General features: G+C 31.3%; 18 protein-coding genes and 1 tRNA gene. 18 read left to right on the top strand and 1 reads right to left on the bottom strand.

The window, feature by feature from the left end; genetic code table 11:
• The 10 genes from CDOM15925_RS09715 to CDOM15925_RS09670 form a co-directional block, all read left to right on the top strand.
• Positions 1-816 (top strand): radical SAM protein (locus CDOM15925_RS09715; protein ID WP_169943212.1); only part of this gene is annotated, 816 nt, incomplete at its 5' end.
• A gap of 119 nt (positions 817-935) precedes the next feature.
• Positions 936-1,010 (top strand) — tRNA-Asn (locus tag CDOM15925_RS09710).
• Positions 1,011-1,556: 546 nt separating this feature from the next.
• Positions 1,557-3,689, top strand: coding sequence for a TonB-dependent siderophore receptor (locus tag CDOM15925_RS09705; RefSeq protein ID WP_169943211.1), 2,133 nt, complete (start codon positions 1,557-1,559; stop codon positions 3,687-3,689).
• Between the two features lie 78 nt (positions 3,690-3,767).
• Positions 3,768-4,832: a PepSY-associated TM helix domain-containing protein gene (locus CDOM15925_RS09700; protein WP_249934734.1), complete on the top strand. Its 1,065-nt coding sequence runs from the start codon at positions 3,768-3,770 to the stop codon at positions 4,830-4,832.
• 129 nt (positions 4,833-4,961) lie between these two features.
• Positions 4,962-5,234, top strand: a complete 273-nt coding sequence (locus CDOM15925_RS09695; protein WP_169943209.1) for a hypothetical protein — start codon at positions 4,962-4,964, stop codon at positions 5,232-5,234.
• A gap of 157 nt (positions 5,235-5,391) precedes the next feature.
• A complete protein-coding gene (gene relB, locus CDOM15925_RS09690; RefSeq protein ID WP_169943208.1) occupies positions 5,392-5,622 on the top strand; it encodes a type II toxin-antitoxin system RelB family antitoxin in 231 nt (76 codons plus the stop codon).
• Positions 5,619-5,894, top strand: a complete 276-nt coding sequence (locus CDOM15925_RS09685; protein WP_169943207.1) for a type II toxin-antitoxin system RelE family toxin — start codon at positions 5,619-5,621, stop codon at positions 5,892-5,894. Before relB ends, CDOM15925_RS09685 begins: the two co-directional genes overlap by 4 nt.
• Positions 5,895-6,840: 946 nt before the next feature.
• Positions 6,841-7,110: a helix-turn-helix transcriptional regulator gene (locus CDOM15925_RS09680; RefSeq protein ID WP_169943206.1), complete on the top strand. Its 270-nt coding sequence runs from the start codon at positions 6,841-6,843 to the stop codon at positions 7,108-7,110.
• 6 nt (positions 7,111-7,116) lie between these two features.
• Positions 7,117-7,452: a hypothetical protein gene (locus CDOM15925_RS09675; protein WP_169943205.1), complete on the top strand. Its 336-nt coding sequence runs from the start codon at positions 7,117-7,119 to the stop codon at positions 7,450-7,452.
• Positions 7,437-8,753: a hypothetical protein gene (locus CDOM15925_RS09670; RefSeq protein ID WP_169943204.1), complete on the top strand. Its 1,317-nt coding sequence runs from the start codon at positions 7,437-7,439 to the stop codon at positions 8,751-8,753. Before CDOM15925_RS09675 ends, CDOM15925_RS09670 begins: the two co-directional genes overlap by 16 nt.
• Positions 8,754-9,337: 584 nt before the next feature.
• On the opposite strand, the gene CDOM15925_RS09665 is transcribed toward CDOM15925_RS09670, so the two are convergent.
• On the bottom strand, positions 9,338-10,228 hold the full coding sequence (locus CDOM15925_RS09665) for a calcineurin phosphoesterase (protein WP_169943203.1): 891 nt from the start codon (positions 10,226-10,228) through the stop codon (positions 9,338-9,340).
• A 189-nt stretch (positions 10,229-10,417) separates the two neighbouring features.
• Here CDOM15925_RS09665 and CDOM15925_RS09660 point away from each other — a divergent pair, with 189 nt between their 5' ends.
• From CDOM15925_RS09660 to CDOM15925_RS09625, 8 genes are all read left to right on the top strand, one after another.
• The gene (locus CDOM15925_RS09660) at positions 10,418-11,128 is read left to right on the top strand and encodes a rhodanese-like domain-containing protein (RefSeq protein ID WP_169943202.1); all 711 of its coding nucleotides are present in this window, start codon (positions 10,418-10,420) and stop codon (positions 11,126-11,128) included.
• Between the two features lie 52 nt (positions 11,129-11,180).
• A complete protein-coding gene (arsS, locus tag CDOM15925_RS09655; RefSeq protein WP_169943201.1) occupies positions 11,181-12,080 on the top strand; it encodes an arsenosugar biosynthesis radical SAM (seleno)protein ArsS in 900 nt (299 codons plus the stop codon).
• Between the two features lie 151 nt (positions 12,081-12,231).
• Entirely contained in the window at positions 12,232-12,861 is a 630-nt protein-coding gene (locus tag CDOM15925_RS09650; RefSeq protein WP_169943200.1) for a YdjY domain-containing protein, read from the top strand.
• A complete protein-coding gene (locus tag CDOM15925_RS09645) occupies positions 12,861-13,235 on the top strand; it encodes a hypothetical protein (RefSeq protein WP_169943199.1) in 375 nt (124 codons plus the stop codon). Before CDOM15925_RS09650 ends, CDOM15925_RS09645 begins: the two co-directional genes overlap by 1 nt.
• Positions 13,232-14,752, top strand: coding sequence for a TIGR04282 family arsenosugar biosynthesis glycosyltransferase (locus tag CDOM15925_RS09640; RefSeq protein WP_169943198.1), 1,521 nt, complete (start codon positions 13,232-13,234; stop codon positions 14,750-14,752). The genes CDOM15925_RS09645 and CDOM15925_RS09640 overlap by 4 nt, the downstream gene beginning before the upstream one ends.
• The gene (locus CDOM15925_RS09635) at positions 14,749-15,456 is read left to right on the top strand and encodes a TVP38/TMEM64 family protein (protein ID WP_169943197.1); all 708 of its coding nucleotides are present in this window, start codon (positions 14,749-14,751) and stop codon (positions 15,454-15,456) included. The genes CDOM15925_RS09640 and CDOM15925_RS09635 overlap by 4 nt, the downstream gene beginning before the upstream one ends.
• A complete protein-coding gene (locus CDOM15925_RS09630; protein WP_169943196.1) occupies positions 15,437-16,099 on the top strand; it encodes a TVP38/TMEM64 family protein in 663 nt (220 codons plus the stop codon). The genes CDOM15925_RS09635 and CDOM15925_RS09630 overlap by 20 nt, the downstream gene beginning before the upstream one ends.
• On the top strand, positions 16,071-16,724 hold the full coding sequence (locus CDOM15925_RS09625) for a TIGR04283 family arsenosugar biosynthesis glycosyltransferase (RefSeq protein WP_169943195.1): 654 nt from the start codon (positions 16,071-16,073) through the stop codon (positions 16,722-16,724). The genes CDOM15925_RS09630 and CDOM15925_RS09625 overlap by 29 nt, the downstream gene beginning before the upstream one ends.
• Positions 16,725-16,864 lie beyond the last annotated feature (140 nt).

Raw genomic sequence — 16,864 nt, 5'->3', positions numbered from 1 at the left:
GATTGTGTTTATTGCGAGCTAACTCAAGCTAAGATCGTAGACGAGATATCAGATCCGCCAAGCGTTAATGATGTAGTAAATGAGGTCAAGCAGGCCCTTAAAAAAGATAAAAATATTGACGTTATAACGATTACCGCAAACGGCGAGCCTACTTTATATCCGAATTTAGCCGAGCTGATTGCCGAGCTGAATTTGATAAAAGGCGAGTCAAAACTTCTTATACTTTCAAACGGCACGGGGGTGCTTAATCCTAAAATTTATAATGCTCTTTTGGGGCTTGATATAGTTAAATTTAGCCTTGATAGTGCTATTCAAAAGACATTTATTAAGATAGATCGAGGTAAAAAAGATCTTTACGTTTCGGATTTGATTGAAAAAATGAGCGAATTTAGTAAGGAATTTGAAGGCGAACTTGTGCTTGAAATTTTAGTTGTCAAAAGACTGAATGACACTAAAAAGGAGTTTGAGGCTTTAAATTTGGCTATAAATCAAATATCGCCTAGCAGAGTCGATATAAGCAGTATCGATCGTCCCCCGTCATATCCTGTTAAGGGTGTTTCAAGAGAATTTTTAAATGAGCTTGCTTGTGAGATCAAAAACGTTCCATGCGTAGTGGCCAGTGCCAAATATAGCGGTGATCTGCTTGAATTTGATGAGGAGCAGCTTTTGCATCTTCTTGCTCGTCGTCCTCAGAGCGAAAATGATGTTAAAAACAGCTTTTCTGAAAACTCAAAAAGAAATTTAAATAAACTTTTAGAATCTAAAAAAATCAAAATAGTAAATATAGCCGGAGCTCATTTTTATAAACTAAGCTAAATTAGTTTTGTAAATTTAAATAGTATCTTAAAAATATCGGCAAAAGACAAGAATTTAAGCTAAATTTAATTGACAAAACGAATGTTTTTATCTATAATAACGCTTTCTTAACAACTTGTTCCGGATTAGCTCAGCGGTAGAGTAGTCGGCTGTTAACCGATTGGTCGCTGGTTCGAATCCAGCATCCGGAGCCATTTCCTTTCAGTTCCATTTTTTTCTTTATTTTTCCATTTTATTCTTTTTCTTTCTAAAAAGTTCTTAAAAAGCCTTGAATACGAGCTTAGAATCAACTATTTTTCTTTGATTTTTGATCTATTTTTGCTTAAATTTTTCTTATTTTTTCTTTAAATTTCTTATTGATTCTACTCTATTCCGAAAAAAAGTGAGTCAAAAGTGAGTCACTAGATAAAAACTTAAACAAGTGACTCACTTTTTAATAAAGTATGACTTTGAAACTTCTTATGATTATATGTTATTACAAAAATATATGTTTACTTTTTAGTTATTGGTTCGAATCCAAACATAGGACTATCAAAATCTATAATTTTATAAGTTCAATATTTATTGAGCTGTAGAGGCTATTCAAGGTTTTTCTTTTTAACATATTTATAAACTTATGACTTTATTATTCTATAAAAAAGTTAGTAAAAAGATTACAATATAAACAATTTTTAAATAAATCCTAAGAGTTAAAAAATATAATATTTAATATCAATTTTATTTTAAAAAAAGGAAAAATAATGAAAAGCAAAATTTCATTAAGCGTTGCTCTCCTGTTTGCTATAGGGGGGGGGTTGCAAGCAGCCGAAGAGGTGAAGCTTGATGCCATAGAAGTGGCATCAGATTACTTAGGTGAAAGCACCGAGGATAGTAACTCTTACGGATACAAGGCAAGTAAAGCTGCTACTGGTTTGGAGCTTTCAATTCTTAAAACTCCACAATCTACAGATGCTTTAACAAGTAAAAATCTAAAACAAACAACTAGCTCGAGTTACGAAGCAAACGATGCATTAAATAGAGTTGTTGGTGTAAGTTTTAGAAAAAGAGACCCTGAAAGATTTGAAATTCACTCAAGAAACAGCGAAGTTGATAGTATCTCAATAGATGGCGTAACACTTCAAAACGCTCAGCACAATGGAATTTCCGAAGTAGGATTAACAGATACTTTGCTACTTGATAGAATCGAAATCGTTCGTGGTGCAACTGGACTTATGAAAGGTGCCGGAGAGCCTTCGGCAAACATAAACTTAGTCCGCAAAGTGCCGCATGTTACAAAAGATTTTGCAAGACTTGGATTAAGTTATGGATCTTGGGATTTTAAAAGAGTTGATACTGATTTATCTTATGCACTCAATAAAGACAGGAGTATTAGGGCGAGATTAAATTTTGCTCTACAAGACAGGGATTATTTTGTAGATAGATATAAATCAAGAAAAGGAGTAGTTGCTGGAGTTGTTGATTTTGATATCGGTGATAGCTCGCTTTTAAGAATTGGAGCCGATTATATAAATACTAAAAATAAAGCTACAATGTGGTCAGGACTTTTTAGAAAAGATGCAAGTGGAAACACTTTGGACTTTCCTATAGGCTATAACTTTTCACCGTCTTGGGCTAGTTCATCAAGTGTAGTTACTACACAATTCTTAAATTTTAGACATTTTTTTGATAATGATTTTGAGCTAGATTTAAGCTATAACCACCAAAATTTTAAGCAAGATTGGTATCGATTTGATGTTGATAATTCTACATATATTAACGGAAATTTTACAAAAGCATCGTCTTTATTTACAAAAGCAGATAGAAAAATTGATGTTTTAACGGCTAAACTAAGCGGTAATTACGAAATAGCAAATATTGCTAATCAATTTGCTCTTACTCTTCAAAGTAATAAAAATAAATTAAATTTTGATATTTACAAACCTACTACCGCAGCAGGAATTTGGGATTCTTTTGATTTTAGTGGCAGATTTTTTGAAGGCAAGTTTAATCAAGGTAGACCAGATTACGAATTAGCCGATAAGGCAAATATGAAAACAACCCAAAATTCAATTAGTCTTATTAATAACACTAATTTGACAGACAATCTTTCAGTCTTACTCGGTTTAAGACTCACTAAGTATTCAAGAGTTACAAAAACAGATCAAGGCAGCTGGTATGAAGCTGAAGATTATAAAAATAATAATGTATCTAAATATTTTGGTTTAACTTATGAATATATCAAAGGACATACAATTTATGCAAGTATAACCGATATTTTTACTCCACAAGCTGAAATTGACGAAAACAAGAAAAAACTTAAACCTATAGTCGGAACGAACTATGAAATAGGTTTGAAATCGCAATTTTTAGATGGAAATATAAACACTAATTTAGCGGTTTTTGAAACAAGACGAAATGGAGTTGCTTCGTTTGTTAAATCTATAGAACACGATACAATTTGGATTTATGAACCAGTAAATGGTGCTAAAACAAGAGGATTTGAAGTTGGACTAAGCGGAAATATTGGTAACCTAAATATTTATGGAGGTTATACTTATGCGGTCGCAAAAGATCATAAAAAACAACCTTTAAACACTTACATTCCAACAAAAACTTTTAAATTTGCTCTCGACTATGAAATCCTTAAAGGAGTTAACGTTGGCGGTGATTATAGTTGGAGAAATGCTACATATTTAGCTTGGGATGATAAGAAATTTGATACTCCAGCTTTCGGAATTTTAAACTTGCATGCAAATTATCAAGTTACACCTAAATTTAAAGTTCAAGCAAATATCAACAACGCTCTCAACAAAAAACATATCTTAAATGATTGGGGTCGGTATACAAATGGCGAGCCACGCAATTTTATGCTAAGGGCTGAATACGAATTTTAGTTTATAAAACTCCTTTTTAAGTTTTTGGGCTAGATTTTCTAGCCCAAAAATATACCTTTAAGGCTTGCTTTGAAAAAAATGATAAAAAAATTACACCTTTATTTGGGTTTTGTTTGCGCTTTGATTTTTTTAAATTTATCAATATCTGGGATTATGATAAGCTTTTTTAATGATTATAGTCATTTGATCGACAAAGTTTACTATGGACAGATGAGAGGAGAGCAAAAGAGCCTTAATACAATTTTGACAGATTTAAAGAAAAAAAACCAAAATTTTGCTCTAGAGCGTATAGTTTTCGGAGATTATTATGTTGGCTTTGGAGGATACGAAAATGATAAAAGTAGAAGCTTTTATTTTTACTCTAAAGATGGTACTTTTATTGGTAGCAATACTGCTTCAAGCAAATTTTTAAATTTTATATACTCTTTGCATTTTAATCTTGGCTTAGAAATATTTGGCTATGAAAAAATTGGGGAGTGGATTATTGCCTTGGCTAACCTTGGAATTTTATTTTTTATTTTTTCTGGTATATATCTTTATATGCCTGATTTAAAGCGAAATTTCAAAAAATCAATGAGCTTAAATTTCAATTTTCGCGGTCTTGCTAAATTAAGGAGTTTGCACTCAATTTTTGGGCTTTATATTGCCTCTATTTTACTGGTTATTTCGCTTACGGCTATTTACTACTGCTTTTCTTATGTAATGGATTTTATAAACAAATTTGAAAGTGATCTGAAATTTTCCCAGCCTGAGAAAGATTTTATAGGGATTGATTTTGACAAGGCACTATCTAGTTTTCAAAATATTAGCAATAATTCTTGGCTATGCATATACGACAAAGATAACTATAAGATTATATTAGGAAATTTTGACTATTATAATATTACAAGAGATGAAGATAAAAATTTTCATATGAAAGAAAGTAAGTATTATTTATATGATGTTATTTACAATCTTCACACGGGATTTTTTAATCGCTTTACACAAATTGTTTGGGTAATTTGTTGCATTGGGTTTTTAGTTGTAGTTTGGCTTGGTATCAAAATGGGATTTAGAAAAAGAAAAAAACTAGACACTAAATTTAACAATTTAAGCATGATCGATTTTTTAAGAAATCTACTAAATGTAACTAAATTTCCCTAATTCTTAAACCAAATTACCGGCTTTAAGCTTCCTAAACTTAAATCAGCAAATCTATAGAGATAAAAACCAAGTTCGCGTTTAGCTTTTATATCAGATAAAAGAGCTAACATCAACCTTGAAGCTAAGAATATGAGCAAAGAAGAACTAAACAGCCTTGACTTTGAAACCATAGCTATTAAACAAGATGATAAATTTGTAAGTCTAAAAGAGCTTGGAGCAACAGCAATAAGCAAGATAATGAAAAACAATGAATTAAGGTTTTTAATACATCTAGCTAATAACAATATAATAAGCTCAAATGAGCTATACAATATCTCATATCTTAACCATACTTTAAATAGCAATGATAAACAGATACAAGAAAAGGATAGATTTTATAAGAGAGTGGATGTGAGGGTGTGAATTGGTGATACTAAATAAAAAACAAAAGAGTGAATTTAAGGCTTATGGTTATTAGGCAATATAATTAATCTATACTTCATGTCTCAACACATCGACTTTAATTGCTTTATAAAATATGCTATAATACTTGTAATGCAAATAATACAAAGGATTAAATATGCAAATTTCAGTTAGACTAGATAAAGATATAGGAACTAAGCTTGAGAGATTAGCAAAAGATACCAAACGAACAAAAAGCTTTTACGTTCAAGAAGCCATAAAAAGATTCTTAGAAGATATGAATGATTATATAGATGCTATGGAAGAGTTAAAAAAGATAGAGAGTGATCCTAATCCTCAGTTTTATACTCTTGATGAAGTAGCTAAAGAACTTGGCGTAAAAATATGAAAGTAAATTTCAGTAAAAATGCGTTAAAAGAGCTTAAGAAGTTAGATAATAGTATTATCATTAAAATACTTAAAAAGCTAAAAGAGATAGAAGGCTTAGATAATCCTCGTGATGAAGGTAAACCACTTATAGGAAATCTATCCGGTCTTTGGAGATATAGAGTCGGAGGATACAGAATAATATGCAAGATAAAAGATTATGAGCTTATAGTACTTGTACTTGGTGTTAGAAACAGAAGCGATGCTTATGATGGTGAGTTTGATAGTTGTTGATTTTATTAAGACAGCTTCTGCGGCTTGTATTAATGAATTCATTGAAAAAAGAAATAAGTTTTCATTTTTGTCGGCAGAGGAAATTATCAACAACATTATTTATTGTTACGATAAAATGAAAGTAGAATTAAAAAACAACAATCGCGGAACTAGTATCTTGCTAGACTAATAAAAATAAAATAGTAATATCAAAAAAATACATATGAAAAATTTTTAAGCATTGTAATTAAATCTAAAAACATATAGCCAACTAATCTAAGATATTAAAAGATATTTTAGTTAAATTTTTAAAATACAAAAGTGCCTAAAATACGGCATTTTATAAAACATAAAAAACTTATCATTTTTTTTATATCATTTAAAACCCTAAACTTAGGGATTTAACCTATTTTTGTAATTTTACCTTTTGAAAACCAATTGAAAAATTTGTGAAATTTAACAAAAACTTTTCCTATTTTTTCCATTTTATTTCTAAGCTTATCCTGTTTTATTCTACTTTATTCCGAAAAAAAGTGAGTCAAAAGTGAGTCACTAGCATTTTTTTAGTAAGCTTAAAGTGCCTAAAATACAGTGTTTAATGCAACCAGGTTCTGATTCAGCATCCGGAGCCATTTACTTATAAAAACCCTTTTAAAAACACGATTTTACCGATATTTCTAAAGCTTTAAGTTTTCTTGATTTTGTCAAATTTGTTCCCTATTTGTTCCCAAAAATTTTTAATAATCTAAATTGCCTTAATTTATTCCTATGCGTTTTAGCATCCTTTAATGTTTTTAAAAATCTACTTTATTGCAAAAATAAGTTTAAAAATTTTTCTTCATATCACTATAAATTACCCTAAACTGTTGCAAAGTATTAAAAATTTTTTTAAAAACAGTACTTTTTAAAAATAAACTAGCATGATCACTATAATTACTTATTGATAAATCAAAAAATGAGGTGTTGTATGTTAAATAGTTTTTATGAAAATCAAGATTATAAACAGCTTCTTGATTGTATAAAGTCTCAATTTGCTGGTAGGGTGATGCTAAATAGAGAGCAGACTGCAAAGCTACTTGGTATAGGAGTCTCAACATTGGATTTGCGTATATCTCAGGGTAGAGATATACCACGCTATATAAAGATGGGTGATGCAAAAAATTCTCGTATAGCTTTTTCGATAACAGATATAGCTGCTTATATATTTCAAAAAAGAATTAAGATCAGCGGACAGTAGCTCTAGATGAGTCCTATAAAAATTAATGGATACGAGATAGTGGTATCTGCCCTCTCAGAGAATTTAACTCCGGATAAAGCCATAGGTAGACTTGCTCATAATCTACGAGAGCCAGAGCAGACCAAGCGTATTAAATATTTGCGTAGAAAGCCAGAAGCTAATAAATATTTTATTCAAAATCCATATGGCTCCTTGTTTGATGCTTCCAGTCATAGTTTTCAAAGTAGCGAAATAAGGGATATGATCAATAACAAGATGAATTCCTTCAAAAAAGATTATGAGATCCAAACAACAACAGACAAGAATGGTAAAGTTAAGAAAAAGTCATGGCAGAAAAAATGACTCCTTTTACTGAAATTTTAATCACTTTCGGAACAACTAGGCCAAAGAATTCCAAGGAGGGATTAAACGATCAAGAGGTTAATTTGATAAATAGTCTTGATCTAAGAAGTCAAGCTCAAAGATTTGTTAATGCGTACTGTCTAAAATATGGAGTTGAGTGTATTTCTATAGCCGAACATAATGATGAGAAAGTCAAGCATTATCAAATCTTATTCGAAAATTACGATTATTCAAGACATGCTTGCATAAGACGCAGCAGAAGAGAGATACAACAGTTTGGCTCATCGCTTCAAGATATGGCTGCTGATGCTTTTAGTCAAATAGCAGTCAGGGGTGTTAAGGGCAGCAAGAGTGTTCATAAAAACCTTAAACAGATGCATCAGGCTGAATTGGAGTTCAAAAGCGAACAAGAATTACACAAGCAAATATCGAATTTAATTAATCAAACCATATCGAAATTTATTACAAAGGATAAGCATCTTTTTGGGGATGAGTATTACGAACTAGATCCGAGCGAATATGGCAAGTTAATCGGCTCTTTAAGAAAACAAGTATTACAAATTTTTCAAGACAGAATCTATATTGTTTCAGAAGTCGAGTTAAAAGAGCAGATAAATGAATTAACCGCCCAGCTTTTAAAAAATAGTGAAATACTTCAAGAAAATAAAGATTTGTTAGAAATTAATGATAAGCTAAAAGCTACAAATAATAAACTTACTCAAGAAAATGCAAATTTACTTAATCAAGATAACATAATTAATGATCAAAAGCAAAAAATAGAAAATTTAGAGAGCATAATAAAAACAAGCGAGGAAGAATTTGGTAGTACAGATGAGATTAGGGAAAAATTCAAACAAATAGACGTTTTAACAAAAGAAAATAAGGAAATTAAAGGCGAAACTGCAATGGCTAGAGCAGAAGCAATGTGTTTCAAGCAAGAATCAGAGCAAAAGGAACAAGAAATAAAAAACTTTCAAGAGAAAATAAAGCCACTCGAGGAAAAAGCAATACAAGCAGATAACTTAGAGCGTGAGCTTGTAGTCTACAAGGATAGGAATTTAGAACTTTCTCAACAAAACAACAAATTAAATGATGAAAAAGAAAGCTTGAATAAAATTATTGTCTCTCAAAGTGAAGAACTAAATGCTTTAAAGTATTTTAAAACCAAGGCAATCAATTTCTTTTCAAACATCATAAAAAAGATACCTGTTATAAAAGACTTTTTACAGAATGAATTGCCTGAAGTTGCTAGTGAAGTACAGACAAAGATTACAAATAGGCAATATGAAATGAGTTTATAAGATTCAATAACAAAAAATATATAGGAATATTTATGAATAGATATATAAATTAAGTAAATCTCAAGAAGGCATGATTAATGTTTTTTATATTCAAATATGATAAATAGTTTTTAGATGAAAAATATAGAGTTTCAAACAATCTCTGTAAAACATATATATCCATGCAATCACTTAAACTGAATTTTTCTTATCTTTCTCTAAAATTTTGTAATATTAGGAATATGATAAGCTTTAAAATTATTTAGATTTTTAGCTTTTTGACATCAACTTTGTTATATATTAGCTCATATTGCCAGATTTTTCTACAACGTCTTTTAAAATGAGCTTCTTAAAGAGAGTGCTAGTGTAACAAACTAGTAAAATATGCTTTAGAAGGTCATCATTTTACTATTGGCAAATCTTTTAACCAACTCTTGTCTGTCAAGCAGTGTTTATTATAAATTTTAACCAATGCAAGTTTCAAAAGGCATTTGCACAGCCAGATTCATGCTTTCTAAAAAATAGTCACAAAATATTGTATTTATAAAATAATGACGAATTTTATGCTGATAATTGCCAGTATCAGATAAAATCTATTTTTGCAACTAAGCTTCCTTAAAGCCGCCAAAATTTATATCTTTATAGCTTAAAGGACAGCCGTATCCTAAAATTCTAGCCTTGTAGCTAATACTGGCTGCCGAGTCTTCGCTCCAAAGTTCCTCAAAATATCTTAAAAATTCTTTTTTATTGTATTTAAGCAGTATAAGCTCCGCAAACACATCGCCAATTTTCGATCTAAATAGTGCTTTTTCGTTTGGAGTAGAAGCTATTCTAGTTACTAGGCCTGATACAAATTCACTAAAATTAGGCATGCCGGCTGAACCGTTGTTTAATATTACTTTGTTTGAGAAATTTAAAACAGCCGCTTTGCAGGTATGGCTAGTGGCTATAATGTCAAATTTTGTTTTTTGAAACCAATTAAATATCTCATCTTGCCTTGTTTTTGTTTTCAAAACCTCATGATCAAATCCCCAGCCATTAAGACTCTTTTCGTCACCATGAGTTATAGCTACCTTTACGCCAGCAACATTTACATGCATAGTTGTTTTTCTGTCTTCAAATATAGAAAAATCAGAACCTATGCTTTTAAGCCTAGTATGGATTAGTTCGGCGTTTTTTACTATGACTTCTTCTTCGTAAGATGGATAGTTGCACCCGCAACCTAAATTTTCAACTCTTTTCAACTCTACTTCCACATTTCCATTTAGTTTAATACTATCCTTGCTTAACTCCTCAACTTTATCAAAGGATTCTTTACTAGCATCAAACCAATGCAAATCTCCATTATAAACTATTGTTTTACCAAGTGCTACTTCGTTCAATTTCTCTATAGCATAAATGTTGCCATACATACCACCAGCTATCCAAAGTTCATCTGTTTGAAGTTCTGGCTGATCGTTAAATTCTATGATATAGTCATTTGTGCAACCTGTCATAATTAATCCTAAATAGTAAAAATTGAATTATAGCTTAATTTGCATTTAATATTAATTCATATATAATCACTCATTTATAAGTTGGCAGTTGCCAAATAACATTCGCGCGATTTTATATTCTTTGTATCCACAAGCGTGAAATTTAACCAAATTTTTATTATAGAAATTTATTTATCTTAAGGAGATAGTATGAATGTTGCTTTTGGCAAAATTTTGAAGGTTGTCGTTGCGCTTTTTGCGGTTGGACTTTTAACTGCTTGCTCGGATAACAAAGTAAGCAGTGAAGGCAAAATGAGTGGTGCTGATTTAGCTAAAATTCAAGCTGATAACAAAGAGAAAGAAAAATATCTAGTTATCGATGTTAGAAGTGCTGATGAATATAAAGCGGGACATTTAAAGCATGCAATTAATATCCCTTTTGACCAAGTTGCAAATAGATTAAGCGAGTTAGACGGTTATCAAAACAAAGATATAGTAGTTTATTGCAACACTGGAAATAAAAGTGGAAAAGTAGAGAAGCAATTAAAAGAAAAAGGCTTTACTAAAGTAATTAATGCCGAGGGAGTTAAGCAGTATAACTATGATCTTTATAAATTTGGAAGCATTAACGCTAATCAATTTAATCAAATATCATCAAATCCTAATTTATTAGTTATTGATGTAAGAGCGAAGAAAGATTATGATGAAGGACATATACAAGGAGCTATCAACATACCTGACGGAGAGCCACTAGAAAACTACAAAGCAATTTTAGAGGCCAATAAAGATAAAAAGATAGTAGCCCACTGCTATACAGGAAATAGAAGTGCCAAACTTGTTGAGACTTTAACAGCCCAAGGATACGATGCATCAAATTTACTTGATGGAACAAAAGAGTATAAATACAATTTAGTAAAATAATTAAGATAATATGAGGGTCTGCTCTAGACCCTTTTAAAAATCAAGTCATAATATGAATGAAATGCAGATAGAATTTGACTTCCCAAAAACTATGCAGTTAAATATAACCAAAAAGTGTAATATGAGCTGTTACCACTGTCATGTAGAGGCACATCCAAAGCGAACTGAGATGATGGAAAAAGATATTATAGATAAATCTTTGATGGTGTTCAAAAAATTTGGTTTTAGCGAGCTTGACATTACCGGTGGTGCACCTGAGATGAATGAAAATTTAGAGTATATACTCTTTAAATTCACTCCCTTTGCTAAAGAGATTTTTGTTCGCACAAATTTAACTATACTTTTGGATCCACAATATCAAAAATTTATAGAAATTTATAAAAAATTTAACGTTACTATTATGGCATCTGTTCCTTTTTATGAAAAGGATTTTAATGATGCTATGCGCGGTAAAGGAAGCTTTGAAAAGCAGATTTTAGCATTAAATTTGATAAATAAGGCTGGTATTAGTAATATAAATTTGATATATAATCCTAATGGAGCTTATCTGCCGCCAAACCAAATTGATCTTGAGGCAAAATATAAAGAGGAGCTAAAAAAATACAACGTTAGTTTCAATAAGCTATTGTGTATTTGCAACCTACCTATAGGAAATTTTGCTAAGATGCTTAAAAGGTTTGATGAGTATGATGAGTACATTGATCTTTTGGTCGAAAATTTTAAAGAGCAAAATTTGCAGAGTGTAATGTGCAGAACTCTTATTAACGTGGCTTTTGACGGAACAATTTATGATTGTGATTTTAATGCCGCACTTAATCTTGAATCCAAAATACGTTCTTTGGACGATGCTTTAAAAGCTACTAATTTAAATAGAACGATTAAAACCGCCGAACATTGTCTTGCTTGTGTAAGCGGAGACGGATTTGGTTGTTTTGGCACAAAAACTACTTGATAAAAGCTAATTTTAAGTTTTATTTAAAATATCCACTGATATAATTTTTTTAATAATTTAGAGCGCGTGTCGCTTATTACATTTGCAAAAATCTATATTTACTGCTTGATTTTTACAAATTTTATTTTACTTACCACATAAGGGGTGTCCAATGTTTAAGAAAGTAGTTTTTATGGCTATTTTGGGTTTATTTTGCTTGGCCAATGGCGAAGTAAAATTTGGTGATTTAAGTGAAAAGAATCCCATGATTGTTGACGAGGCAAGTAAGACCATTACTATTCTGGCAAAAGTAAATGGTAAATATCTTGAAGAAAGCACTCGTCATGCGGTCGTTTTCGGACAAGGAAAGTTTGGAGAGAAGTCCGTATTTACATCACTGGCTAATCAAAATGATTTTTATAAGGCAATGATAAAAATAGGTGCAAAACCTGGCAATAATATGACTTTAAAAAATGGGCCTGAGACTCATGTGGAAGGTGATAAGATAGCTATTAGTGTTACATGGGAAGGGGCATCAAAGAACCATGATATCAATGAAGTCATAAAAGACAGTAACGGTAAATTGATTGATATGCGATTTGGTGGCAATGAGGCTACTGCAATGAGTTTTAATACCGGTTGTATCGCTTGCTTAGACAGTTGTCCTGTAGGTATAATTTCAAATCACTCATATACTTATGGGGCGGTTGAAAATAAAAAAGAGGTAGAGTTTAGAGGAATAAAAAACGTTCTTCCAAAAGATGGTACACCTGTATCCATTAGCTTTAAAGTTGCCAATTAGTGAAAGTTTATAAAATTTCATATTATGCGTTTTGCGGTTTGCTTTTAGGGCTTACCGCAACACTACTCATCTCAATGTCGATATGGCTTGAAATGAGAGTGCATAATCGATATGTAGTTGTTGGATTTGCTTTAATGGGTCTAATTTACGGAGTTTTTGCAAAACGTTTAAATATTTCTGCCATTATATTTAGTGAAGTTTTATTGTTTTTGCTCATATTTTGGCTGAACAAGCCAAATCTAATATTTTTTAATATCAAAGAGAGTTATTTAGATTTTTTAAGTATAGGGCAGATTAGATATGGATTTTTAACTATTTTGACTATAGTAAATATAATAGTGTTATTTGTAAGTTTTGGTAAATATAAGCCATGAATACCGAAAAAGCACTAATATTTTTTACTAGAGTTCCATTACCAAAACGCACTAAAACTAGACTACTTGACTTTTTAACTCCAAGCCAAACCGTAAAACTTCATAAAAAACTAATATTAGATATAAACGAAGAGTTAAAAAAGCTAAAAAATACTCAAATATTCGTATTTTACACACCTGAAGATAAAAAAGAAATTTTATATAACTTGCTAAAAAGCGAGTATGAATTTTATCCTCAAAGCGGCGATGATTTAGCCCAAAAAATGTTAAATTCTTTTAAGCAAATAAGATCGTTGGGATTTAAAAAAATTTTACTTATCGGAAGTGACATTGTAGATATTAGTGCCGAGCATATAAGTAGATGTTTTGATTTGCTTGCTCAAAACAATGCTGTAATTACACCAACCTTTGACGGAGGGTATTGCTTGCTTGGACTACAAGATGTAAATATTAAAAATATGTATGATATTTTTAGCTCCAACTATAGTGTTAGAAACACTGTTTATTATGGAATATGCAGTAAATTTGTAGAGCTTGGAATTAAAACTTGCAAAACGAAAGCTTTGCGAGACATAGACACCAAAGAGGATATTTTTGCATATATTTTAGGAGTTAAAACAGTAAAGCATTTGGCAAGCGGCGAATACAATATAAACTATAAATTTAAAAAATCAGGTGAAAATTTTGTATTTCGTATAAATACTAAATCGCAAATTGGTTTAAAAAACCAGATTAAGTACGAATATGATGCTCTTAAAATTTTAGAAATTTCAGATGTAACGCCAAAGCCTATTAGATATTTTCCGCCAAATCTGTTTTTGCCGCGAGGGGCGATGAGTATGCAGTTTTTGCCGGGTCGTCCTTTAAGATATGATAGTGATTTGGATATCGCATCTAGTATGCTAGCTAAAATTCACTCTGTTAAAATTCCGCCCAAGCATAGCTTTATAATCGCACAAAGACCTTTACAAGTAATGATGGATGAGTGCGAAAAGATGTCTAGCATTTATCTTAACTCAAATTTTAAAAAACAAAATGTAAGCGAATTTTTGCAAGCATTAATTAAAGGATTAAAATGGTTTAATCTAGATCGTGAGATAAAAGATCCTTGTATAATAAACACTGAGCTAAATTCAGGAAATTTCTTAATAAACGAAGGCAAAAAATCCTATATCATAGACTGGGAAAAACCTATAATTGGAGAAAAAGAGCAGGATTTGGCCCACTTTCTAGCTCCAACCACTACATTTTGGAAGACTGATGTCATACTTGATTTGGAGGAAATGCAAAATTTTCTAGATAAGTATGAGTGTATTTTGCCTGTTGATAGAGCTAAATTTAACGAGTATCTAGGTATGACTTTCTTGCGAGGTCTTAGTTGGTGTGCAATGGCCTATGTTGAATATCAAGGTAGCCGAGCTATCAAAAATCAAACTACTTATAAAAAGATCAATGAATATCTTAGCGACAAGTTTTTGTCGATTTTACATTCGAAGTTTTTAAAGGATATCCTATGAAAATATCGCAGATTATACTCTTGTTAGTTGCATTTGTGATTGCAATTGCGTATTTGTTTATTCCCGCGGTAAATAAACAAATTACCGATTCTGTAGTGATGCTCAGTAAATTTGACCTAAACGAAGTTTTTCACTACTTGCAAAGCTTTGATAAAACTACTGCTGCTTGCGTAAGTTTCTTTTTAATGGTGCTTCAAAGTATTATGGCGCCAGTCCCTGCCTTTCTTATTACTCTTTCAAATGCTATGATATTTGGATGGGTTTGGGGTGCTGTGCTTTCATGGAGTTCGGCTATGGCTGGTGCGGTTCTTTGTTTTTATATCGCACGTATTTTAGGCAGAGATGTTGTAGAAAAGATTACAGGCAAAAAAGCACTTGAAGCAACAGATGAGTTTTTTATCAAATATGGAAAACATACAATCATGGTGTGTCGACTACTACCTTTTGTAAGCTTTGATCTGGTCAGTTACGCAGCAGGTCTTACTTCGATTAGATTTTGGAGCTTCTTTTGGGCTACAGGTATCGGTCAGCTACCGGCAACTATTGTTTACTCATATTTTGGTGGAAGTTTAATGGGTGGAGGTAAAATTTTGTTTATAGGACTTACTTTACTGTTTGCTTTTTCTATTGTAGTTTATGTTGTTAAAAAAATTATGACAGAACGAAAAGCAAAAAAGGAAGAGGTTGCTGCTAAAATTTCTTAAGCCTATTTTGTTTGTAACTATAATTTCTGGCACTTTATATTTTATAGATCGTATAGGAATAAGCGAACTTAAGATATTCATAGGCGAGCATAAAATTTTTGCCCCATTGCTTTATATATTATGTTTTGCAATCTTGCCTATATTTTTCTTCCCTGTACCTATATTGGCAGTAGTTGCAGGAGCCGCATTTGGGTTATTGATGGGTAGTCTGTATACTATCTTAGGAGCAATGATCAACTCTATTTTGATGTTTTATATTGCACGAATTTTAGGGTTTAATGCTGTAAAGAATCTTTTTGAATATTCACAAAGCAAAGCTTTAAAAGCCCTTGCCAGACAATCAAGTAAATTTAGTTTGATTTTAATTTTGCGACTTATGCCATTGGTGCCTTATAATGCCTTAAACTATGCATGTGGTCTTATGAATGTAGAGCTAAAAGAGTATATGTTGGCTACATTTGTGGGCATTGTGCCTGCTACATTTATAATGGTTAATTTGGGCGAGAAGATGCTTGATGTGCATTCAAATGAATTTACCATAGCACTAATTCTAATGGTTATTTTAGTATTTGTTTCAAGCTTTGGAGCAAGGTGGATAAAAAGGATTAAGAGCAATGATTTCGGTAATAGTGCCGATTTATAATGAGAGCATTGAAAATATAAAGAGATTCGAGCAGGAGCTAAACAAACAAGAGGGTGAATTTGAGGTTATATTTGTAGATGCTAGTAAATTTATTTATAAAAGCAAGATGTTTAAAGTTATTCCATCTTTGAAAGGACGCGGCATTCAGCAAAATTTAGGCGTTAGAGAATCTAAATTTGAAAAAATTTTGTTTTTACATGTTGATAGTAGCTTTGAGGATAGCGATGCTATTATTAAAGCCGCAAAAGCCTTGGACCATTGTAAGCTGGGTTGTTTTAAGATGAAATTTGATGATAGTGGTATTATATTATCTATTATCTCGTTCTTTTCAAATTTACGAGTAAAATTTAAAAATATAGCCTTTGGAGATCAAGGTATTTTTATTAGTAAGTCCTTATTTGACGAGCTTGGCGGATTTAAGGAGATAGCCTTAATGGAAGATTTAGAATTTAGTATTAGGGCTAGAAAACAGGGTTTAAGCTTCTACCAGCTTTCAAAATTCATTACAACAAGTGCTAGAAAGTTTAAAAAGGAAGGTATTTTAAAAACTATAATAAAAATGCAAATTTTACAGTACCAATTTAAAAAAGGAATTAGCATAGATGAGATCGCAAAAAAATACTAAAAATCCGCCTGAGCTTTGCATAGACTGCTCAGCTTGCACTAAACACTGCGAATTTTTAGAAAAATATGATATAAATTTGCTAGATTTTTCAAAACGTGATGATTTGGCATATAATTGCTTTTTGTGTGATAAATGCTATG

It is taken from the genome of Campylobacter sp. RM15925 (assembly GCF_012978775.1).
In the GTDB taxonomy this organism is placed as follows: Bacteria; Campylobacterota; Campylobacteria; order Campylobacterales; family Campylobacteraceae; genus Campylobacter_A; species Campylobacter_A canis.
This window is presented reverse-complemented; position numbering and strand designations above follow the sequence as displayed.